At 70.0% G+C, this 21,975-nt stretch carries 19 protein-coding genes; 11 read left to right on the forward strand and 8 right to left on the reverse strand.

The window, feature by feature from the left end; genetic code table 11:
- Nucleotides 1-174 precede the first annotated feature (174 nt).
- The 5 genes from DDE10_RS18535 to DDE10_RS18555 are packed head-to-tail and all read right to left on the reverse strand — an operon-like array spanning nt 175 to nt 5,560.
- Nucleotides 175-1,005 (reverse strand): ABC transporter permease, encoded by an 831-nt coding sequence (locus tag DDE10_RS18535; protein WP_114954290.1) that lies wholly within the window; start codon nt 1,003-1,005, stop codon nt 175-177.
- Nucleotides 1,002-2,201, reverse strand: a complete 1,200-nt coding sequence (locus DDE10_RS18540; protein WP_114954291.1) for an ABC transporter permease — start codon at nt 2,199-2,201, stop codon at nt 1,002-1,004. The genes DDE10_RS18535 and DDE10_RS18540 overlap by 4 nt, the downstream gene beginning before the upstream one ends.
- The gene (locus tag DDE10_RS18545; protein ID WP_114954292.1) at nt 2,182-3,243 is read right to left on the reverse strand and encodes an ABC transporter substrate-binding protein; all 1,062 of its coding nucleotides are present in this window, start codon (nt 3,241-3,243) and stop codon (nt 2,182-2,184) included. Before DDE10_RS18545 ends, DDE10_RS18540 begins: the two co-directional genes overlap by 20 nt.
- Nucleotides 3,240-4,349, reverse strand: a complete 1,110-nt coding sequence (locus tag DDE10_RS18550) for an ABC transporter ATP-binding protein (protein ID WP_114954293.1) — start codon at nt 4,347-4,349, stop codon at nt 3,240-3,242. The genes DDE10_RS18545 and DDE10_RS18550 overlap by 4 nt, the downstream gene beginning before the upstream one ends.
- Nucleotides 4,349-5,560 (reverse strand): aminotransferase-like domain-containing protein, encoded by a 1,212-nt coding sequence (locus tag DDE10_RS18555; RefSeq protein ID WP_162806724.1) that lies wholly within the window; start codon nt 5,558-5,560, stop codon nt 4,349-4,351. The genes DDE10_RS18550 and DDE10_RS18555 overlap by 1 nt, the downstream gene beginning before the upstream one ends.
- 186 nt (nt 5,561-5,746) lie before the next feature.
- Between DDE10_RS18555 and DDE10_RS18560 the strand changes: the two genes are divergently transcribed.
- Genes DDE10_RS18560 through DDE10_RS18580 form a run of 5 tightly spaced genes read left to right on the forward strand, consistent with a single transcriptional unit; the run spans nt 5,747 to nt 11,775 of the window.
- Nucleotides 5,747-7,108 carry an amidohydrolase gene (locus tag DDE10_RS18560; RefSeq protein ID WP_162806725.1) on the forward strand — a complete coding sequence of 454 codons (1,362 nt, stop codon included), beginning with the start codon at nt 5,747-5,749 and terminating at the stop codon, nt 7,106-7,108.
- Nucleotides 7,105-8,397 (forward strand): amidohydrolase family protein, encoded by a 1,293-nt coding sequence (locus DDE10_RS18565; protein ID WP_114954295.1) that lies wholly within the window; start codon nt 7,105-7,107, stop codon nt 8,395-8,397. Before DDE10_RS18560 ends, DDE10_RS18565 begins: the two co-directional genes overlap by 4 nt.
- On the forward strand, nt 8,394-9,113 hold the full coding sequence (locus DDE10_RS18570; RefSeq protein ID WP_114954296.1) for a hypothetical protein: 720 nt from the start codon (nt 8,394-8,396) through the stop codon (nt 9,111-9,113). Before DDE10_RS18565 ends, DDE10_RS18570 begins: the two co-directional genes overlap by 4 nt.
- Nucleotides 9,113-10,516 (forward strand): amidohydrolase, encoded by a 1,404-nt coding sequence (locus DDE10_RS18575; protein ID WP_114954297.1) that lies wholly within the window; start codon nt 9,113-9,115, stop codon nt 10,514-10,516. The genes DDE10_RS18570 and DDE10_RS18575 overlap by 1 nt, the downstream gene beginning before the upstream one ends.
- The gene (locus DDE10_RS18580; protein WP_114954298.1) at nt 10,513-11,775 is read left to right on the forward strand and encodes an amidohydrolase family protein; all 1,263 of its coding nucleotides are present in this window, start codon (nt 10,513-10,515) and stop codon (nt 11,773-11,775) included. The genes DDE10_RS18575 and DDE10_RS18580 overlap by 4 nt, the downstream gene beginning before the upstream one ends.
- 139 nt (nt 11,776-11,914) lie before the next feature.
- Here the strand turns inward: DDE10_RS18580 and DDE10_RS18585 are convergent, their stop codons facing one another.
- Nucleotides 11,915-12,241, reverse strand: coding sequence for a UrcA family protein (locus DDE10_RS18585; protein WP_114954299.1), 327 nt, complete (start codon nt 12,239-12,241; stop codon nt 11,915-11,917).
- A 152-nt stretch (nt 12,242-12,393) separates the two neighbouring features.
- Between DDE10_RS18585 and DDE10_RS18590 the strand changes: the two genes are divergently transcribed.
- Nucleotides 12,394-13,335 (forward strand): LysR family transcriptional regulator, encoded by a 942-nt coding sequence (locus DDE10_RS18590; protein WP_114954300.1) that lies wholly within the window; start codon nt 12,394-12,396, stop codon nt 13,333-13,335.
- A 2-nt stretch (nt 13,336-13,337) separates the two neighbouring features.
- Here the strand turns inward: DDE10_RS18590 and DDE10_RS18595 are convergent, their stop codons facing one another.
- Both DDE10_RS18595 and DDE10_RS18600 read right to left on the reverse strand, forming a co-directional pair.
- A complete protein-coding gene (locus tag DDE10_RS18595) occupies nt 13,338-14,012 on the reverse strand; it encodes a hypothetical protein (protein WP_114954301.1) in 675 nt (224 codons plus the stop codon).
- 140 nt (nt 14,013-14,152) lie between these two features.
- The gene (locus tag DDE10_RS18600; RefSeq protein ID WP_114954302.1) at nt 14,153-15,364 is read right to left on the reverse strand and encodes an amidohydrolase family protein; all 1,212 of its coding nucleotides are present in this window, start codon (nt 15,362-15,364) and stop codon (nt 14,153-14,155) included.
- A gap of 629 nt (nt 15,365-15,993) precedes the next feature.
- Here DDE10_RS18600 and DDE10_RS18605 point away from each other — a divergent pair.
- The 5 genes from DDE10_RS18605 (at nt 15,994) to DDE10_RS18625 (ending at nt 21,650) form a co-directional block, all read left to right on the forward strand.
- Nucleotides 15,994-17,319, forward strand: a complete 1,326-nt coding sequence (locus DDE10_RS18605) for a terminase large subunit domain-containing protein (RefSeq protein WP_114954303.1) — start codon at nt 15,994-15,996, stop codon at nt 17,317-17,319.
- 113 nt (nt 17,320-17,432) lie between these two features.
- Nucleotides 17,433-18,365: a methyltransferase gene (locus DDE10_RS18610; protein WP_114954304.1), complete on the forward strand. Its 933-nt coding sequence runs from the start codon at nt 17,433-17,435 to the stop codon at nt 18,363-18,365.
- Between the two features lie 330 nt (nt 18,366-18,695).
- Nucleotides 18,696-20,756, forward strand: a complete 2,061-nt coding sequence (locus DDE10_RS18615) for a portal protein (protein ID WP_114954305.1) — start codon at nt 18,696-18,698, stop codon at nt 20,754-20,756.
- Nucleotides 20,753-20,998 (forward strand): hypothetical protein, encoded by a 246-nt coding sequence (locus tag DDE10_RS18620; protein WP_114954306.1) that lies wholly within the window; start codon nt 20,753-20,755, stop codon nt 20,996-20,998. The genes DDE10_RS18615 and DDE10_RS18620 overlap by 4 nt, the downstream gene beginning before the upstream one ends.
- A 355-nt stretch (nt 20,999-21,353) precedes the next feature.
- Nucleotides 21,354-21,650: a hypothetical protein gene (locus DDE10_RS18625; protein WP_114954307.1), complete on the forward strand. Its 297-nt coding sequence runs from the start codon at nt 21,354-21,356 to the stop codon at nt 21,648-21,650.
- Nucleotides 21,651-21,975 lie beyond the last annotated feature (325 nt).

A 21,975-nucleotide genomic window follows, 5' to 3' on the forward strand; every position in this document is an offset into this window, starting at 1 on the left:
CATCCACCTTCCTACGCCTGACCGCGATCATGAGGCACAGATCAACTCGGGCTCCACAGCCGATCCGTGACCTCGAAGACAACCATAGCCGTCGGCCAAAACGCAGGAGAGGGAGAATCAATTAGACAACGCAATACGAATTAGAGCCGGCGAAATTAGTATTGCGTCCCCGAATTAGGAGGGAGGGCGGTTCAGGCGCTCGGCGCGCCGGCGGAGCAGCTCGGCGGTGCCGAGCAGCAGCGACGAGGCGATGACGAGGAGGGTGGCGGCGGCGGTGATCGCCGGACTGATCTGCTCGCGCACCCCTTCGAACATCTGAAGCGGAATGGTGCGCTGCTCGGGGCCGGCGATGAACAGGGCCACCACGGTCTCGTCGAACGAGGTCATGAAGGCGAAAACGGCGCCGGCGGCGATGCCGGGGCCGATCAGCGGCGCGAGCACGCGCAAGAGCACGGTGGACGGCCGCGCGCCGAGACTCGACGCGGCGCGGAGCAGCCCGAAGTCGAAACCCTGCAGGGACGCGTGAACGACGATGACGACGAACGGCGTCGCCAGCACCGTATGGGCGATGACCAGGCCGGCAAAGCCGTTCACCAGCCCGAGCGGCGCGAACAGGAAATAGAAGGCGATCGCCACGACCACGACCGGCACCACCAGAGGCGCGGCGAACAGGCCGGCGATCACGGGCTTGGCGCGCGAGCGCATCCGGGCAAGGCCGATCGCCGCCAGCGTGCCGAGCGGCGTCGCGATCAGGGTCGTCGCGACGGCGACGGCGAGGCTGTTGCGAAGCGCGCGCATCCAGTCCGGCGAGGCGAACAAAACCCGGTACCAGCGCAGCGAAACGCCGTCGTCGGGAAAGACCAGGAAGGAGGAGGGATTGAGCGACAGCGGGATGATCGCGAGCGTCGGCAGCACGAGAAAGGCGAAGACCAAGGCGACGAAGCCGATCAGGCCGGTCCGGGCGAGGCGCTGCCCGCGCGAGCGATAGGGAGTGACGAGGGTCATGCCGGGACGGTGCGGGCGAGATAGCGCCCCGCGAACAGCATCAGCCCGAGCGGCAGCAGGAGGAGCAGGCTGAGCGCCGCCGCCATCCCCCAGTTCAGCGTCTGGTTGGTGTAGAAGGCGATCGAGCCGCTGACCATCTGGTCGGCGCCGCCGCCGACGAGGGCAGGCGTGATGTAATAGCCGAGCGCCAGGGTGAAGACGATGATCATCCCCGCGGCGAGGCCCGGCAGGGTCTGCGGCAGATAAATTTTGAGGAAGGCCGCGACCGGACCGGCGCCAAGCGAGCTCGCGGCCCGCATCTCGACCGGCGAGATGCCCTTCATGACCCCGTAGAGCGGCAGCACCAGGAAGGGCAGCAGCACGTGGGTCATCGCGATATAGACGCCGAGCCGGTTGTATATGAGCGGCAAGGGCGCCTCGATCAGCCCCGCTCCGATGAGGAAGCCGTTGAGCACGCCTTCGCTTTGCAGCAGCACCACCCAGGCGGTGGTGCGGACAAGGGCCGACGTCCAGAAGGGCAAAAGCACCAGGATGAGCAAGGGATTGGCCAAGCGGGGCGGCAAGGTCGCCAGCAGATAGGCGACCGGATAGCCGAGCAGGGCGCAGAGCAGGGCGACCACCGCGCTGATCTTGAAGGTCCGGAGCAGGATGTCGACGAACACCGCCTGCTCGGCCTCGACCCGCTCGACCGCCCCTTGGGGAGAGAGGCGGCGATCGAGCGAGGCGAGCAGATAGAAACTGGTCAGCGGCCCGGCGGCCTGTCGCATCGACGCCCACTGCCCAGCCTCGCTCCAGCGCGGATCGATGCGGGCGAGATCGGCGAAGCTGCGCGCCGGGGCGCCGCCCTCCAAGGCGTCGGCCGTTCGATAGACGAGGCTGCGCGACCCGACGCGATCATAATTGAGGCGGTTGGCGACGAGGTTGAGATGGCCGGCCTTGCGCGCGCCGACGATCTCGGCCGCAAGGATCGGAACGACGGTCTCGTCCGGCAGGCCGGCACCGTCCCAGCCGCGAAGCGCCTGCGCGGTCTCGGGCCAGGCGGAAGCGAGCTCATGATCGGTGACGCCGCGCGACAGCATCATCAGCACCGGGATCAGGAATCCCGCGGCGAGGAAGAGAATCAGCGGCGCGACCAGCGCGAAGGGCCACCAGTCGCGCCGCGCCGCGCCGGCGCGCTCAGTGGGAGACCCAGGCATTGAACCTCTGGGTCAGCTGATCGCCATATTCGACCCAGAAACTGGCATCGAGCTCGAGCGCGTTGGTCATGTTGCGGGGGTCGGACGGCGTGTCGAGCCGCAGACGCGGGTCGATCAGCTCGCCGGCGCGGCGGCTGGTCAGGCCGGTCGGGATGAATCGCGGAAGCCGCATCTGGTTCTCGGGCGCGGTCATGTGCCGGAGCAGCTGCGCCGCCTCCGCCTTGCGCGGGCTGTTGCTGAGGACGACCCAATAATCGACGGCATAGATGTTGCCGTCCCAGCTTACCCTGAAGTTGCGCCCCTCGCTCCGGTTGGCGACGATCAGCCGGCCGGGGCTGGTGACCGACATGGCGACTTCCCCGGAGCCGAGCAGGTCCGGGACCTGGGAGATGGACGACCACCAGACGATGTTCGGCTTCAGCTCCTCGAGCTTGCGGAAGGCGCGGTCGACACCGGCCGGCGTCCTGAGCACTTCGTAGACCTCGGCCGGCGGAACGCCGTCGGCCATCAGCGCGAATTCGAGCGTGTATTTCGGGGTCCGGCGCATGCCCCGCCGGCCCGGAAAGCGCCGGACGTCCCAGAAGTCGGCCCAGCTCCGCGGACCCGGCCCGGCAATGCGGTCGCCGTCCCAGCCGATCAGATAGGACCAGAGCATCGCGCCGACCCCGCAATCGTGGACCGCAGCGGGGATGAAGGCGTCGCGGCCACTCAGAGCCGCCCATTCGATCGGCTCGAACAGACCCTCCTCGCAGCCGAGGATGAGGTCCTCGGTCTCGACCTGGACGACGTCCCAGCTGGTGTCGCCGCCGAGCACCTTGGTTCGGATGACGCCGACCCCGCCATGCCAGCTATCCTCCTGGAGGCGGACGCCGGTGCGCCGGGTGAAGGAATCCCAGTAAGCGCGGCGATGCGCCTCCTGCGACGAGCCGCCCCATCCGACCACGGTCAGCGGCCGCGGCTCGCGCTCGCCGGTGCAGCCCGTTGCCGCGAGCAAGGCGACGCCGAGCGTCGCCAGGCGGAAGGCTGCGGCCAGCCGCCTCATGGCCGCGGCTCCGCGCCGTCGGCGAAAGCGAGACAGGCCTCGGCGCACCAGCCGATCGTCAGCGGCTCCGATGCGCCGAGCTCGATCCTTTCTTCGGAGCGCAGGGTGACCGCCGCACCCCCGGGGAGGAGGGCGCGAACCCGGCTGTGATCGCCATGATAGGCGACGTCGTCGACGCGCGCCGAGAAGAGGTTGCAGGGCGCGGCGAGGTCGGGGCCCAATCGGACATGCTCGGGACGGATGGTGGCGGTGACCGCGTCGCCGGGGGCGAGCGGCCCCACCGGCGTCGCCTGCAGGACGAGATCGCCGGCGATTCGGATCTCGCAGCTCGAGCCGTTGCGGCGCGTGACGATGCCGCGAAGCCCGTTATTCTCGCCGACAAAGCCGGCGACGAAGGCATTGCGCGGATGCTCGTAGATCGCCTTGGGGCTGCCGACCTGCTGGAGACGTCCGCCGGCAAAGACGGCGATGCGGTCCGACAGGGTCAGCGCCTCGGCCTGGTCGTGGGTGACGTAGAGGATGGTGAGGCCGAGCCGGCGCTGGATGCGCTTGATCTCGACCTGGAGCCGTTCGCGCAGCTGGCGGTCCAGCGCGCCGAGCGGCTCGTCCATCAGGACGATGTCGGGCTCGAAGACCAGGGCGCGGGCCAAGGCGACGCGCTGCCGCTGGCCGCCCGAAAGCTGATCGGGGCGCCGCGCGCCGAGACCGTCGAGGTCGACGAGCGCGAGCGCCTCCTCCACCTTCGCCTTGGCCTGCGCCCCCCGGATGCCGCGCACGCCGAGCGGGAAGGCGACGTTGCGCTCGACGTTCATGTGCGGGAACAGCGCGTAATTCTGGAAGACCACGCCCATATTGCGACGATGCGGCGGCTTGCCGGCGAGCGAGCGGCCCTGCAGCCGGATGTCGCCGGCGCTCGGCGCCTCGAAGCCGGCGAGCATCATCAAGGTGGTGGTCTTGCCCGACCCGGACGGGCCGAGCAGGGTGACGAACTCCCCCTCGGCGATTTCGAGATCGAGCCCCGCCACCGCCGGCGCGCCGCCATCATAGACCTTCTCGACGCCGGCGAACTCGACGAACGCGGTCCCGGTCTGCGGGGGCAGGGACATCAGGCGGCAACGGGCTCGTAGACCGCGGCGAGCCGGCGCACGCCCTCATCGATCTGCTCGGGCGTGGCATAGCTGTAGGACAGCCTGACATGATGGCGAGGCGCCAGGTCATTGCGAGGATGCGCCGCCGCCGAAGCGAAGAACTTGCTGCCCGGGATGATATTGACCCCGGCGGCCGCGGCGCGGGCGGCGAAGGCGTCGCCATCGACATGCGACGGCAGCGTCAGCCAGACATAATAGCCGCCCTCGGGGACGCTGAGCCTTGCCTCCGGCAGGCAGAGACGGACCGCCTCGATCATCCGGTCGCGGCGCTCGCGATAGACTTCCTGCACGCGCGCAACATGGGCGGCGAAGGCGGGCGAGCGGCCGAATTCGTAGATGATCCGCTGCATCAGCGGCGACGAGCCGCCATCGGACTTGAGCTGGATCAGCCGGGCGATGAGCTCGGCCTCGGCGGCGACCCAGCCGATGCGAAGGCCCGGCGCGATGAGCTTCGAGAAGGTGCCGACGTGGAAGACGATGCCGCTCTCGTCGAGCGACTTCAAGGACGGCACGTCGCCGCCCTCGAAGCGGACGCGGCGATACGGCGTGTCCTCGACGACGAAGATCTCCTCACGCTGCGCCAGGGCGACGAGGGCGCGGCGCCGCGCCTCCGACATGGTGGCCCCGGTCGGATTGTGGAAATCCGCGACATTGTAGATGAGCTTGGGTGCCGGCTTGCCGGCCGTGCGCCGCGCTTCGAGCGCTCGCGCCAGCGCCTCGACCTCGAGTCCCTCCCCGTCCTGGGCGACCTCGATGAACTCCACGCCGAAGCTGCGGAAGATCGGAATGGCGGTGAAATAGGTCGGCGCGGTGACGACGATCGAATCGCCTTCGTCGAGCAGAAGCCGGCAGATCAGCTCGAGCCCGTGCTTGGCTCCGTTGACGATCAGGACATTCTCGGGACCGATCGCGCAGCCGTCGCCGTTCATCAGATCCGCAAGCCAGCTTCGCAGCTCCGGCTGACCCTGGGTCGCCGAATATTGCAGCGTCTCCTCGCGATGAACGGTCAGCGCCGCCTCGGCGAAGCCGGTGAGATCGGGAAGGAGCTGGGGCGCGGCGAAGCCGGAATCGAAGGGAATGACGTCCGCGCCGAGCTCCGAGGGAAAATGAGGAGCGGGAAAAGCCGTCGAGAGCGCAGCGGCGCGACGGGCGAAACGGTTCTCGATCACTTGGCACAACCCCGCTTCGACGGCCCGTGGAAGGAAAGGCCGCCCTGCCAGCGACGATGGTCCGGCGCGGGCTATCCGCCATCCGGAGGGGCGAAAAGTTCAGTGGCGGATTCTCGCGCGCCGCGCGTCGTCCAAGGCAGGAGCCGGCGTGCGCGCGGCGCGGGGGACGGGGAGCGACCAGCGGACGTGAAGCGGATCGGAAAGCTCGCCGGCCTCACTCTTGCTCTCGCGCTTGCCGTGGGCGCCGCGGCGCAGCCGGCCGACGCGCCCTTCGCCAGCACCTATCAGCGCCGGGAAGCGCCGCCGCTGGCCATCGTCGGCGCCCGCATCCTCACCGGCACCGGCGCGGACCTTGCCGACGGCACCATCCTCGTCCGCGACGGGCGGGTCGAGGCGGTGGGTCAGGGGATCGCGGTGCCGGACGGCTACGAGCGGATCGACGGGCGCGGACGCTGGGTCACGCCCGGTCTGATCGACGCCCATTCCCATCTCGGCGTCTCCTCCTCTCCGCAGACGCCGCTGAGCGGCGACCATAATGAGGGCACCGCCCCGAACACCGCGGAAGTTTGGGCCGAGCATTCGGTCTGGCCGCAGGACCCCCAATTCCGCCTCGCCCGCGCGGGCGGGGTGACGACCTTGCTGGTGCTACCCGGCTCCTCGAACCTGTTCGGCGGCCGATCGGTCACCTTGCGCAACGTGCCGGCGGTCACCGTCCAGGAGATGAAGTTCCCCGACGCGCCTTACGGCGTCAAGATGGCCTGCGGCGAGAATCCGAAGCGCACCTTCGGCGCGCGCGGCCGATCCCCGGCGACACGGATGGGCAATGTCGCCCTGTTCCGCCGGGCGTGGATCGAGGCCGCGGATTATGCGCGGCGGATCGAGCGGGCGCGGTCGAGCGGTGGCGAACCGCCGCGGCGCGACCTCCAGCTCGAGACCCTGGCCGGCGTGCTGGACGGCGACATCCTCGTCCACAACCATTGCTACCGCGCCGACGAGATGGCGGTGATGATCGACATGGGCCGGGAGTTCGGCTTCCGCATCGGCACCTTCCACCACGCCACCGAGGCCTACAAGATCGCCCCGGTGCTGGCGCGGGAGGGGATCTGCGTCGCCACCTGGGCGAGCAGCTGGGGCTCGAAGATGGAGGCGCTGGACGCGATCGAGGAAAATGCGCCCATGATCCACGCCGCCGGCGGGTGCGCGATCATCCATTCCGACGATGCCACCTTGGGTCAGCGGCTTAATCAGGAAGCGGGGATCGCACTCGCCGCCGGCCGCGGCGCCGGCCTCGCGATCGGCGAGGGCGAGGCGATCAAATGGATCACCGCCAATCCGGCGCGGGCGCTCGGCCTCGCCGACCGGGTCGGCACGCTCGAGCCGGGACGGATGGCCGATCTCGTGCTGTGGAGTGCCAATCCGTTCAGCGTCCATGCCATGGCGGAGCGGGTCTGGATCGACGGTGCCGCGGTCTGGGACCGCGCCGATTCCCGCTACCAGGCGCCATCCGACTTCCTGCTCGGCCAGCCCGGTCAGGGCGCGCCGCGATGATCGCGCGCCTCGCTTTGATGCTGTTGCTCTCGCTCGCCGCCATGGCCGCGGGCCCGGCACGGGCCGAGACCTTCCTGATCGCCAATGCGCGGATCGCGACGATGGGCCGGGCCGGGACGATCGAGCGGGGCAGCATCCTCGTCCGCGACGGCCGGATCGCCGCAGTCGGCGCCGATGTCGCCGCACCCGATGCCCGGCGCATCGATGCCGGCGGGCGCATCGTCACGCCCGGACTGATCGCATCGGGCACCGGGCTCGGCCTCATCGAGGTGCGATCGGTCGACGCGGCGAACGACCGCGCCACCCGCCTGCCGGGGATCAGCGCCGCTTTCGACGCCGGCTACGGCCTCAACCCGGACTCGCTGCTGGTCCCGGTTGCCCGGCTGAGCGGGATCACGCGCGCGATCGCGACGCCGACCTATGCCGAAGGGACCGGCGCCGAGCGGCTCTTCGCCGGCCAGGCGGCGGCGGTGACTCTCGGCGGACAGCCGATGCTGATGCGCCGCGGCGTGGCCATGGTGCTGGCACTGGGGGAGGACGGCGCCGAACGCGCCGGCGGCGCCCGCGGGGCGGCGCTGACGAGCCTGCGCGCGATCCTCGCCGACGTCCGCGACTTCGCCCGCCGGCGAGCGGCCTATGATCGCGGCGAGACACGCGACTATCTGCTCTCCCGCGCCGACCTCGAAGCGCTGGTGCCGGTCGTCGAACGCCGGATGAAGCTGCTGGTCAGCGTCAACCGCGCCTCCGACATCCGCGATGCGCTCGCCTTCGCCCGCGAGGAGCGAGTGGGAATCATCCTCGAGGGGGTCGCCGAAGGCTGGCGCGTCGCCGCCGAGATCGCCGCAGCGGGCGTGCCGGTCCTGCTGACTCCGGTCGACAATCTGCCGGCCTCGTTCGAGGCGCTCGGCGCGACGCTCGACAATGCCCGGCTTCTGCAGCGGGCCGGCGTGCTCGTCGGCTTCCAGGGCAACGGCAATCACCGCGAGCGCGAGCTTCGCTACAATGCCGGCAATGCCGTCGCCGCGGGCCTCGCCTGGGAGCAGGGACTCGCGGCGGTGACGATCAATCCGGCGAGGATCTTCGGCCTCGACGACCGGGTCGGCTCGATCGAGCCGGGCAAGGAAGCCGACCTCGTCATCTGGAACGGCGATCCGCTCGACACGCTCGGCCGGCCGTCGGCGATCTTCATCCGCGGCGAGGCGCAGCCGATGCGATCGCGCCAGACCGAGCTTCGCGACCGCTATTTGCCGGCGGTGCTGCCATCCCCTTCACAAGGAGCCGAGCCATGAATTCGAACAAGCTGCTGGTCCTCTATTCGGCGGTGCTGACCGTTGCCTGCGCTGTCTCGATCGCCAGCGGCGCCGTCGCCAGCGACGGCCCCGAGCGGACGAGCTTCACCGAGATCGACGTTGAGCGGATCAACCTGCGCGAGGCCGACGGGACGCTGCGGATGGTCATCTCGAACACCGACCGGACCCCCGGAATCTACATCAAGGGCGTCGAGCGCCCGCATCCGAGCGGCCGCCGCACCGCCGGCATGATCTTCCTGAACGACGAAGGGACCGAGAATGGCGGCCTCACCTTCGGCGGCCGGACTCTTCCGGACGGGACCGTCGTCGGCAGCGGCCATCTCAGCTTCGACCAATATGAGCAGGACCAGGTCATCCAGCTGACCCAGAACGAGCAGGGCGGGCGGCGCTGGGCCGGGATGGTGGTGACCGACCGCCCCGACACGCCGCTCGATTTCGACCTCGCCCAGCGCATCACGAGCATGCCGCCCGGCGCGGAGCGCGACGCGGCGATCCAGCGGGTGATGGCCGAGGGGACGTTCGGCCGCCAGCGAGTCTGGGTCGGAAAGACCCGCGACCGCGAATCGGCGGTCCTGCTCAGCGACGCGATGGGCCGGCCGCGCATCCGGATGCGGGTCGCGCCGGACGGCGCCTCGGCGATCGACTTCCTCGGCGAGGACGGGGCGGTGATGCGCTCGATCACGCCGCAGGGCTGATGCGCCACACCGTCCTGCTGCCCCTGATCGCGGCGCTTGCCGCCTGCGCCGGTGCGCCGCCTCCGGCCGCGCCCTCGGCGCCGGCGGCGCTGCGCGCCGGCCTGGATCCGGTGGTGGAGGCCTATCCCTCCACCTACCGGGCGGCCCCGGCGGAGCGGGTGGCTATCGTCGGCGCGACGATCCTCACCGGCACCGGCGCGGAGATCGCCGACGGCACCCTGCTCGTCGCCGACGGCCGGATCGAGGCCGTGGGCGCGGGATTGGCGGTTCCCGAAGGCTATGGCCGGATCGACGCGCGCGGGCGGTGGGTCACACCCGGAATCATCGACGCCCATTCCCATCTCGGCGTCTGGTCGCAGCCCGACAATGTCGAGGCGCAGAACGACGTCAACGAACTGACCGAGCCCAATACCGCGCAGGTCTGGGCGGAGCATTCGCTGTGGCCGCAGGATCCCGGCTTCGACCTCGCCCGCGAGGCGGGGGTGACTACGCTGATGATCCTGCCCGGATCGGGCAACCTGTTCGGCGGCCGCACGGTCACCGTCCGCAATGTGCCAGCCATGAGCGTGCAGGCGATGCGCTTCCCCGGCGCGCCCTACGGGCTCAAGGTCGCGTGCGGGGAGAATCCGATGCGCACCTATGGCGGACGCGGCCGGTCTCCCGCGAGCCGGATGGGCAATGTCGCCGGTTATCGCCGCGCCTGGATCGAGGCGGCCGACTATGCCCGGCGCTGGGATGCCTGGCGGCGCACCGGCACCGGCGATCCGCCTCGGCGCGATCTCCAGCTCGACACGCTGGCCGGGGTGCTCGAGGGCGAGATCCTGGTTCACAACCATTGCTACCGGGCGGACGAGATGGCGGTCATGCTCGACGTCGCGCGCGAATTCGGGTTCCGGATCAGCACCTTCCACCATGCCAGCGAGGCCTACAAGATCGCGCCCCTGCTCGTCCGCGCCGATGTCTGCGCCGCGACCTGGACCAATTGGTGGGGCTACAAGATGGAAGTGTTCGACGCGATCGAGGAGAATGCCGCGATCGTCGACCGGGCCGGCGGCTGCGCCATCATCCATTCCGACGACGCCGTCCTCGTCCAGCGGCTGAACCAGGAGGCGGCGGCGGCGCTGTCGGCGGGACGGCGCGCGGGCCTCACGATCAGCGAAGGGGAGGCGATACGCTGGATCACCGCCAATCCGGCGCGGGCACTGGGCATTTCCGGCGAGACCGGCACGATCGAGCCCGGCAAGCGGGCGGACCTCGTCCTGTGGAATGCGAGCCCGTTCAGCATCTATGCGCTCGCCGACCGGGTTTGGATCGACGGCGCCCTCGTCCACGACCGCAGCCGGCCGGAGCCGCGGCATTCGGACTTCCTGCTCGGCCAGCCCGGCCAGGAGCCGGCCCGATGATCGCCCGGCTGCTCGCCTTGCTGGCGATCGCCGCCTGGCCCGGCGCGGCGGCGGCGGAGACGGTCGCGATCGTCGGCGCGCGCATCCTCACCGGCGGCCCGGCCGGAGAGATATCGGCGGGAACGGTGATCGTCCGCGACGGCCGCATCGCCGCGGTCGGTGCCGAGCTGGCGGTGCCGGCCGGCGCGCGCATCGTCGACGCTGCCGGCGGGGTGGTCACGCCGGGATTCGTCGTCGCCGACAGCACGCTCGGCGCGGTCGAGGTCAGCCAGGTGCCGGCGAGCGCCGACCGTGCCAGCCGCAGCGCGGACATCAGCGCCGCCTTCGACTTGTCGCTCGGGCTCAATCCGGATTCGATCCTGCTTCCTGTAGCGCGGCTGGCGGGGATCACGCGTGCGGTGGTGACGCCGCGCTACGAGGGCGGCGGCGATCGGTTGCGCCTGTTCGCCGGCCAGGCCGCCGTGATCGACCTCGGCCAGCGCCCCGACATGGTCACCCGCCCGCGCGTGGCGATGGTGCTTCAGATGGGCGAAGGCGGGGCGGAACGCGCCGGCGGCGCCCGCGGGGCCGCCTTCGCGGCGTTGCGCACGATCCTCGAGGACGTCCGCCATTTCGCCCGCCACCGCGGCGATTACGATCGCGGGGGCGGGCGGCCGCAGACCCTGTCCCGCGCCGATCTCGAGGCGCTGGTGCCGGTGGCCGAGGGCAGGATGCCGCTCATCGTGCAGGCGGAGCGCGCCTCCGACATCGTCGAGATCCTCGCCTTCGCCCGCGATCAGGGGCTGCGCGTCATCCTCGACGGTGCATCGGAAGGGTGGCGGGTGGCGCCGGCGATCGCGCGCGCGCAGGTGCCGGTGATCGTCGACCCTTTCGCCAACCTGCCGCACGGATTCGCCGAGCTCGGCGCGCGGCTCGACAATGCGGCCCGGCTCCACGCCGCCGGCGTCGACATCGTCCTCAAGGCGGGAAGCGGAGCGGCGCACCGGGCCCGCGAGCTGCGCTACGGCGCCGGCAATGCGGTCGCGCACGGCCTGCCTTATGCGGCGGCACTGGCGGCGGTGACGATCAACCCGGCCCGCGCCTTCGGGGTCGCCGATCGCATCGGCTCGATCGAGCAGGGAAAGGAGGCCGATCTCGTCCTCTGGTCGGGCGACCCTTTCGAGCCGCTGTCGCAGCCACGGGCCGTGTTCGTCCGCGGCGTGGAGCAGCCGCTCACGGCGAGGCCGCTGGAGCTGAGGGACCGTTACATGGCGCGGTGAATGTCATCCCCTCGAAGGGGAGGATCCTGTCCGTGCAGGCCTCGGCGAAAGAAGCGGAGGCCCGGCTTGCGATCCTTGGGAGGGGAGGCAGCCGGGCCCCCGCAGCGCGGAAGCGGCGAACCGAGGTTGCGGTCCGGCCTCACCGCGCCAGCGCGACGACGATGGGTTCGGGGCGGTCGATTCCGGCGAGCACCTGATTGCGCCGCTCGGAGACGGCGTTGCGGAGCGACGTGCGGCAGGCGCGGACCGCGCGCTTGCCGGCGGGATCGGCCGAGGAGATCGGACCGCAGGCATTCTCGATGGCGGTGCGCAGCCGGCGATCGAGCTCGCGTACGCCGTCCGGCCGGGCGAGATCGAGATCGGCATAGCGTACCGACTCCGTGTGGGTGGAGCTGCTCTGCGCCGTCGCCGGAGCGAGCAAGGCCGTCGTCGCCGCGAGGGCGACCAAGGTGGTCAGCATCTTCATGACTGTCTCCGTCGGTTCGGGTTGGGTCGGCGCCGACGCAGGCTCCCTCTACCCCCGAATATCCGTTCCCGCCTAACAACGATGTTGCGCGACCATTCTGCGAAAGTGCAGAATGGCGGGCGGCCGTCGCCAAGGAGTAGGCTGGTCCCGCCATGTTCGACTGGAACGACCTGCGCCATTTCCTGGCGGTCGCCGAGACCGGCAGCACCTTGGCGGCCGGACGGCGGCTGCGGGTCAGCCAGACGACGGTCGCCCGCCGGGTCTCCGCGCTCGAGGAGGCGCTCGGCCTCGCCCTCTTCGAGCGGCGGCAGGCCGGCTATGCGCTGACGCCGGCGGGGGAGGCCCTGCTCGGCCATGCCGGGGCGGTCGAGGCGGCGACCGCCGCGCTCGCCGACGCCGCGGCCTCGCAGACCCGGGAAGCCTCCGGCCTCGTCCGCCTGACCGTCGGCGAATCACTCGCGGTGACGATATTGCCGACGATCCTGCGCGACCTTTACGAGGCCCATCCGGGCATCCGGATCGAGCTCGATTCCAGCGACCAGAGGCGCGATCTCGCCGCCGGCGCCGCCGACGTCGCGGTCAGGACGACGGTCCAGCCGACCGAAAACGGGCTGGTCGGCCGGCGCGTCGCGCATGACGACTGGGCGGCCTATTGCAGCCGCAGCTATGCCGAGGCACATGGCCGGCCGACCTCGATCCGGGAGCTTCGCCGCCATCCATTGGTCGGCGGCGGCGGCGACGGCATCTGGGATCATTACCGGGCGTGGCTTCGCCAATATGGGCTCGAGGAGGCGGTCGCGATCCACCATGACAGCGTCAACGGCCTGCTCGCCGCGGTGAAAGCAGGCTTCGGCATCGCTGCCTTGCCGTGCTTCGTCGCCGAGAACGATGCCGAGCTGCTGCGCTGCCTGCCGCCGCGGCACAAGGAGGAACGCGGCATCTGGCTGCTGACCCACGAGCGGCTGCGGCACACGCCGAGGGTTCGCGCGGTGATGGATTTCCTCGGCGACCGGCTGACCCGGCTCGCCCGCAATGCCGAGCATCGGTTGGCGACGGAGGAGCCGAGGCCGAAGCCGCCGCTGGCGGCGGAATAGGATCATTCGACCCGAAAATCGGTGACGATCAGGCGGGCGCGGCCGGTGGCGAAGACGCCGTGGCCGTAACCGTCGCCGCCGCCGAGGACGAAGCCGACCTGGTCGGCATTCTCCAGCGCGTCGCGGAAGGCGGCGGGCGCGGTGCGGGCGCTGGAGCTCTCCACCGCCGTCCAAGGCCCGTCGAGCGGCGCCACCATCTCATGTTCCCCAGGGGCGATCGGTGAGTGGGAGGCGAAGGTCGCGTACCAGCGATAGGCCTCGAACCGTCCGCGGGCGGACCAATTGTCGCCGCCTCGCTGGAAATAGAGGGTGATGATCGACGGCCCGCCCGGAGCCGTGATCGGCTCGATGCGCACGCCCGGATCCGCCTCGACGCGGTAGCGAAGGACGATACGGCTTTTGCCGGCGAGCGAGCCATGGCGGAAGGTGACGTAGTGGACGCTGCCCGGTGCCCGTGGCAGGTCGATCTGCCAGGCGCCGCGGCGCGCCGGCGAGGGCTGCAGCGGCACGCCTCGCGAATAGTTCCGGCCGCGGATGATCGGCCCGATCGTCCAGGCGCGCGGATCGCGGGGATCGGCGCCGCTGGGCGGATCGGCCTGGGCATCCGTGCCGCAGGCGGCCACGGTGGCCAGGGCGGCGGCGATCGCGAGTCGCGCGAAAGGTGCGGCAATCTTCATGGGCGCCTCCCTGCCGGAGCGGCGGCTTCTCCGGCCTGAACCGGAAATTCAGCGGCGGTGCAGCCGTTCCCTTCGAGCCGGGCGGCTGCGCCGGAACTGGCGCCGAAGGGACAAGCCAGGAAAGGTGGGCCTCGACAGGCTCAGCCCGAACGGTCCTTGCGGGTATCGTCGAGACCGGATGGCTGAGGCGCGTCGTCGCTCGAACATGGAGCCTGTCTCGCGCCATGGACCGTGGGCAGGCGGAAGACGTGCTCGGCGTTGGTCTGCATCAGCATCAGCTTGTCGGAGTCGGGCATGTCCATATGATCGTAGGCGGCGACCTCGTCGGCATCGACCTGGTAGGGATAGTCCATCGCGTAGAGCACCCGGTCGGGGCCCAGCACCTGCTGGCAGAACTTCACCGCCGGCTCCCAGGGGACGCCGCTGGTCGTGATCCAGATGTTGGTCCGGAAATAATGCGAGATCCTGTGGCGCAGCTTCACCACCGGCTGGCCGCCGCGCAGGCCGGGGCGGCCGTCCGCGTTGCTCTGCATCCAGTCGAGCCGGTAGAGGATGAGCGGCAGCGCCTCACCCATATGGCCGATGACCAGCCTCAGGCCGGGATGACGATCGAAGGCGCCCGACAGGATCAGGCCCATCGTGTGGACCCAGACCTCGTGGGGGAAGCCGCCGAGCGCGCCGCCCATTCCGCGATATTCGTAAGGCTGGACCATCTGGCGCGGCGGCATGGTGGGATGGATGTAGAGCGCCGCGTCGTTCGCCTCGAGGGCCGCGAGGATCGGCTCGAACTTCGGCTCGTCGAGGTAGTGGCCCCGGGTGTGGGAGTTGAGCACCGCGCCGTTCAGACCGAGGCGCCGCATGCCGCGCTCGATCTCGGCGACGGCGCCGTCGACGTCCTGGGGCGCGAAGGCGAGCAGGCCGGAGAATCGGTCCGGATATTTTCGGCAAGCCTCGGCCAGCCGGTCGTTGGCGAGCGCGGCCAGCTCGGTTCCCGTCCGCGGATCGAGCACTTGCACCCCCGGCGCGGTGAGCAGGAGGAGCTGGCGGTCGATGCCGAGCGAATCCATCCGTGCGATCCGCTCCGGCCCGATCTCGCAAAGCTCGTGCTGGAGCTGGTCGAGGCCGGCGAACATCCCGCCCATGCGCAGGGAAGGATCGTCGGGCGGGCAGGGCGAATCCAGCAGGGCGCGCTGAGCAGCCGGGATTTCCGGGATGCTCCACGCTTCCTCGGTGGCGATCCGGCGATAGGGCGTGTCCTTGGCGATCGGCCGCGACGGCAATCTGAGCGGCGACGGCGTCCGTCCGCTGCCGTCATCGTCCATGCCGCCGACGCTGGCGAAGAATCGAGTCACGGACGCCCCTCCTTCGTTTTCGCCCGTCACTGAACCACCCTCTGCCGGGCTCGCGCAAGCGGCGGCTTCAGTCGGGACGAACCGGGCGGCGGCGTCTCTCCCGTCCCTCGCCGGGACGCCGGAAGAGGCACCTTCCAGCGGCAGGGCGGGTGTACAGCGGCGGCCCCGGATGGTATCTGCTTTGAAAGGGAGTCGACAAGGAACTCCCGCAGCTGGCAAGCAACCTAACGACCCCGGAACCCTTTCCCGGGGTCATTTCTTTTCGCGCTGCGGACGCCGCCGCGGAGTCGCTGAAAATCCAATCGAATTCGGCCGGGAGCGCCCCGAATCGCCCGGGATGGCTTTTTTCGCTTGACATTGTTCTCGATATGTTCTAGCTACCGAAATAGTAAAGGTGAGAATTGCGCCCGGACAGGCGAATCGCTCGCCCGACTTCTTCCCTTTCTTCGAAGCCATCGAGTCTCCGCCGGCGACAGACCGGCGGCACCGGCTTCCGCGCGGCCCCCTCTCGCGCGGCTCCGCCCGGCCCGCATCCCGAACGCAACGCATGACGGCCGCGGGCCGCAGGCGGTCGGCTCTGCGCGCGCCGGGCGGAGGAACATTCGGCGACAGCGCCACCAGGAGCAAAGATGACCGACGCGGATGCCGAACCTTCCTTCGATCCGGGCGACGCGGGCACGGCCCTGCTTGGCTATGCGGCACGGCCGCAATTCGCCGCGCTCCACGGTCGCGAGCAGCGCTGGGCGGTGGTCGTGGCGCACCGCCGCGCCGGCAAGACCGTGGCCTGCGTCAACGATCTGATCCGGCGGGCACTCGAATGCGACCGGCCCAATCCGCGCTTCGCCTATATCGCCCCCCAGCTCAACCAGGCGAAGGACATCGCCTGGCAATATCTGCTCGAATTCTCCGCGGCGGTCGCGCCGGATCGCAAGACGCATGCCAGCGAATTATGGGTCGAGCTGCCGGACAATGGCGCCCGGATCCGCATCTACGGCGCCGACAATCCCGATCGCCTGCGCGGCCTCTATCTCGATGGCGCCGTGCTCGACGAGTTCGGCGACATGGACCCGACCACCTGGTCGCGCGTCGTCCGTCCCGCGCTCAGCGACCGCAAGGGCTGGGCGATCTTCATCGGCACGCCCAAGGGCCGCAATGCCTTTCACCGCTTGTGGGCGGCGGCTTTGGCCGATGACGGCTGGTTCGCCCGCAGCCTCAAGGCGTCCGAGACCCGGCTGCTCGACGCCCGGGAGCTGGCCGACGCCCGCAAGGCGATGTCGGAGGACGAATATGCCCAGGAATATGAATGCAGCTTCGAGGCGGCAGTCCGCGGCGCCTATTACGGCCGGGAGATGAACCAGGCCGAGGCGGCCGGACGGATCACCGCGGTCCCGTTCGATCCGCGGCTGCCGGTCCACACCGCCTGGGATCTCGGCGTGGCCGATTCGACGGTGATCTGGTTCGTGCAGCAGCATGCGGGCGAGACCAGGATCATCGACGTGCTCAAGGGCGAGGGCGTCGGCCTCGACTGGTATGCGCGCCGGCTGCAGGAACGGCCCGGCCTGCATGGTTGCACCGACGGCTGGGTCTGGGGCGAGAATTATCTCCCGCACGACGCGCAGGTCCGAGAGCTCGGGACCGGCAAGAGCCGGGTCGAGACCCTGGCCGAGCTTGGCGTGCGCGCCACGATCTGCCCGAGCCTTCCGGTGGAGGACGGGATCCAGGCGGTGCGGCTGCTGCTGCCGACCTGCTGGTTCGACGCGGCGCGCTGCAAGGCCGGAATCGAGGCGCTCGCCATGTACCGGCGCGAATATGACGAGAAGACGCAGGAATTCCACGCCCGGCCGCTGCATGACTGGACCAGCCATTTCGCCGACGCCTTCCGCTATTTCGCGGTCGGCCACCGGCCGCGGCCGGTCGAGCGGCGGCGGCGGCCGCGGACGGGCTGGGTGGCGTGAGAGGTGGCTTGTCCCTGGCCTGCTCGGAGGGGTACCGGAGTCGCGGTGGGGGCGAGGATGCGACCCCACCCAAGTCTTCCCCATCGAGGAAAGGCTTCAGACAGGGGAGGACGATGCCCTTATCCGATGAGGCGGCCGCGCTCGTCGAGCTGCTCGGGCTGCTGAGCGAGGCGGGTTATCGCTTCGTCACGGTGACGCCGGCGACGCATGAGCGGGTGCTGGCCAAGCGCCGGGAAGGCGAGGCCGCCGGCCTACGCGACATCTTCGGCTGGAACCTGCCGTTCCGGCCGGAGCGCCTGCCGGCGGCGATGCTGGATGCGCTGCGGCGCGCCGGCGGGACCGAGCCCGTGGGCGACCGGCTCAAGAGCCGATTGCGGGTCTCGAGCCTGGAGGGCCACCTGTTCGTCCATTCGGCTTATCCGACCGATGCGGCGGATTCGGTCTTCTTCGGACCCGACACCTATCGTTTCGTCCGTTTCATCGCGGCCGAGCTGGCCGGAGCGGCACCGGTGCGGCGGCTGGTCGAGATCGGCGCCGGCAGCGGCGCGGCGGCCCTGGTCGCCGCCGGCCTGCTGCCCGGAGCCACAGTGACGCTGACCGACCTCAATCCCCGCGCTCTCGAGACGGCGTCGGCCAATGCGGCGCATGCCGGGGTCGCCGCCGAGCTGGTGGAGGGATCGGGGCTGGACGGAGTCGAAGGCGACGTGGACCTCATCCTCGCCAACCCGCCCTACATGATGGATGAAGGCGACCGCACCTACCGCCAGGGCGGCGGGCTACATGGCGCGGGGCTCTCGCTCGACTGGGCGCTGGCCGGCGCACGTCGGCTCGAACCCGGCGGGCGCATGCTGCTTTATACCGGCGTCGCGATCGTCGACGGGCACGATGCCCTGCGCGCGGCGCTGCTGGACGCCCTGCCAGCGACCGGCTGCAGGCTGCGTTATGCGGAGATCGATCCCGACATTTTCGGCGAGGAGCTGGAGGGCCCGCTCTATCGCGACGTCGAGCGGATCGCGGCCGTCGGCGCCGTCATCGAGCGCGACTGAGATCCTCGGAACGCCTTCCGGGCGCGGGCGGCCTCGTTTCGGACTCGTTCCGTCGCGTCGAAGGCTCGGCTCGTCCGCCCGCCCTTCCGGTACCGTAACTTCACTAGGTGTCCTTGGGGAAAAGCCGGGCTAGACCAGCCGCAGGTCACCCCCAGATGCCCCCCCAAAACTTCTCGGGGTGACCTGGGCCGGGCGGCGTATTTCGCCCGGCCCACCCTTTGCTCCCGCCACGCACGACAGGACCGGCCGGCCGGCACCCGATGGGTTGCCGCAGCGCATCCTTGCGCGCTGCGCCGGCGTGACGTTCCCGCTCATTTTCCCGGAGGTCCCATGGACGACAGCGAGCTGGCGGCGCTGCTCGCCGCGCACGAGGCGCGCGCGATCGGCTATTACAATAGCGAGATCGCCGACGAGCAGGCCAAGGCCATCGACTATTATTACGGCCGCATGGACGATCTTGAGGTGCTGGAGGGCTGCTCCGCGGTCGTCGACCACAAGGTCGCGGTCACCGTCGACAATGCCCTCGCCGCAATTCTCAAGCCCTTCGTCTCGGCCGAGCGGCTGGTCTCGTTCGATCCGCGCGGGCCCGAGGACGTCGCCCAGGCCGAGCAGGCGACCGAATATGTGAACTACGTCATCAACTGCGACAATCCCGGTTTCCTGATCCTGCACAACTGGTTCAAGGACGCGCTGCTGACCAAGATCGGGATCGTGAAGGCCTGGTGGGAGGATAGCAGCCGGGTCGTCGAGCGGGTGGTGGCGATGGATGCCGCCCAGCTCGAGGCGGCGCGGGCCAGCCCGGATTATCTCGGCGAGGAGGAGAAGGCGGACGGCGCCTACGCGGTGCGGATGCAGGAACTGGTCCCGGACGGGCGCGTGCGCATCGAGAGCGTGCCGCCGGAGGAGTTCCTGATAACGCCCGCCGCCCGATCGGTCGAGGAAGCCGATTATGTCGCGCATCGCCCGACGAGCTACAGGCGATCGGACCTGATCGCGCTCGGCTTCGAAGCCGAGATCGTCGAAGGCCTGCCGGCCCATGCCGGCGGCCGGGCCGAGGAATCGCGGGCGCAGGCGCGCTACCGCGACGAGACCTGGCAGGCGACGGGCGGGCTCGGCGCGTCCGCCGACCGCAGCCGCGACGTCATCGGGATCATCGATGAATTTGTCCGGGTCGATTATGACGGCGACGGCTTGTCCGAGCTGCGGCGCATCATCCGCGTCGGCGAGACGATCCTGTTCAACGAGCCGGCCGAGGAAGTGCCCTTCGCCCTGCTCTGTCCCTGCCCGATGCCGCACAAGGTCTATGGCCGGGCGCTCGCCGACCAGGCGATGGAGGGGCAGAAGGTCTCGACCGTCCTCCTTCGCCAGACGCTGGACAATCTCTACAAGACCAACAATCCGCGGCCGATCGTCGGCGACGCCGCGATGACCGACACCACTCTGGACGATCTCGGCGCCAGCGCTCCGGGCGCGATCATCCGTGTGCGCCATCCCGGCCAGATCGACTGGGCGGTGGTCCCGTTCACCGCCCAGCACAGCTTCCCGATGCTCGACTATATCGGCCAGCAGGTGGAGGAGCGGACCGGGATCCAGCGCAAGGGCCAGGGGTTCAATGCCGAGGCCCTGAAGAAGAACAGCCCCGATACCGCCACGCAGGCGGCGATCGACGAGAATAGCCGCAACGAGCGGGCCGAGATGATCGCCCGCATCTTCGCCGAGACCGGCGTCAAGCGGCTGTTCAAGCTGGTGCTCGGGCTGCTCGTCCGTCACCAGCCGCGCGAGCGGCTGGTCCGGCTGCGCGGGACCTGGGTGCCGATGGATCCGGGCGGCTGGGACGCGGAGATGGACGTGACCATCTCTGTCGGTCTCGGCATCGGCAACAAGGCCGAGCAGATCGGCCAGGCGCAGACGGTGCTGCAGACGATGGAGCGGTTGGCGGGCACGCCTTATGCCTGGCTGCTCCAGCCCGCCCATGTCCGCGCCGGCGTCGCCCGGCTCCTGAACGCCGCCGGGATCCGTAACGTCGACGACTATGTCGGCGACCCTGCCGAGCTGCCGCCGCCGGAACCGGCGGAGGATCCGGACCGGGCCCGCGCCCAGGCCGAGACGCAATGGCGCCTGGCCGAGCTGGAGGCGCGCCGCCAGCGCGAGGCGATGGAGCTGGAGCTCGCCCGCGCGGAAAGCGAGGCGCGGATCGCGCTGATGCGCGACGAGGCGCGCGCCAAGCTCGACGCCGCGCGCGAAAAGGCGGCGCTGGAAATGCAGCTCGCCCGCGAGAAGATGCAGATGGAGCTGGCGATCGCGCGCGAGCGGATGTCGGCCGGGGCGATGGAGGGGGGAGCGAGCGATAGGCTCGCCGCGATCCACCCCGGCGGGGACCTCCACCGATGAACGGGCGGACGCCGGCGGAACGCGCCCGCCGCGCGGCGACGATCCGGGCCCTGCTCGACCATCCGCAGGTCAGGGAAGGCTTCGAGGCGGTCGAGGAGGAACTCACCGCCGAATGGAAGCGGGCGCAAAGCGTGGAAGAGCGCGAGACCTTGTGGCGAGCGCTCAACCTGGTTGAGCGGGTCCGGACCTGGCTGCGTTCGGCGGCCAGCCACGATCTGACGGCGTTGCGACGAGGAAGATGAGAGCTGGAAAAAACAGAAGCTGGCGGACGGCTTCGCGCCCGCCAGCTTCTGTCCCTTGAGCCGGCCGACCGGGGGGGGGGAGGGCCGGTCCGGCTGCTGGCAAACAGTCCAGGCGCAACCATGGCCCGCGTTCGAACCATCGGTCGCACGGCGCTCAACACGCGGCATCGCACGGAGTTCCGTGGCGTTCGAAAAAGGTGGGATGACCGTTGGCGCGACAATGTGGGCCGCCGCGCCAGGCGGGGCGCCGCTCCGCGCAAGCGCGAACCGCGCAAGCGCGAACATTTCATTCCCGCGCGCGTGGGGTTAAGCTGACGCCAGGATTTTCACGTCCTTCGGGCGCAGGGAGATGGCCATGCGGATTGCGGTGATCGTTGCCGGAGCGATGATGTTCTCGACGGCCGGGCTGGCGCAGACCGGCGGAAGCGCCGGCGCCGAGGAGCCCCAGGCGAATGGCGAACGGACGGTCTGCAAGGTCTTCCGCGAGACCGGGTCGCGCCTCAACCGCCGCCGGGTCTGCATGAGCCAGAATGAATGGGACCAGCGCGACAGCCAGTTCCAGGTCGCGCGCTACCAGCAGCAGCTGATCGCGCCGACCGAGATGCGGCCAGGCGAAGCCGGTGCGGCCTTGCGCGCCTGCCCGACCTGCTGAGATTTCGACGCCGGCAGCGGGGCCGGCCATCTGCCCCGGCGCTCGCGGTAAATCGAAGCGCCGCATGAGGTGCGTCGGCTAGAGCAGGCTGCGTCCCGACAGCATCGGAACGGCCGCTCCAGGTTATTGGATTGCCGCGATTTTTGAGCCGTCGGACCATAACGTCTGATAGCAATTCGCTATACACTTCAGTCCGGCACGATGCACCGGGTCGCCCCCGATATCCTGACCTTCCACGATCGTCGCCGATGCGCGTGCGCGGCTGGCCCGCCGGCAAGCGGGCCTAGGCGTTCGCCGGGGCTGACGGATCCTCGCGCGGCAGGAC

This window comes from Sphingosinicella terrae (assembly GCF_003347635.1).
Lineage (GTDB): Bacteria > Pseudomonadota > Alphaproteobacteria > Sphingomonadales > Sphingomonadaceae > Allosphingosinicella > Allosphingosinicella terrae.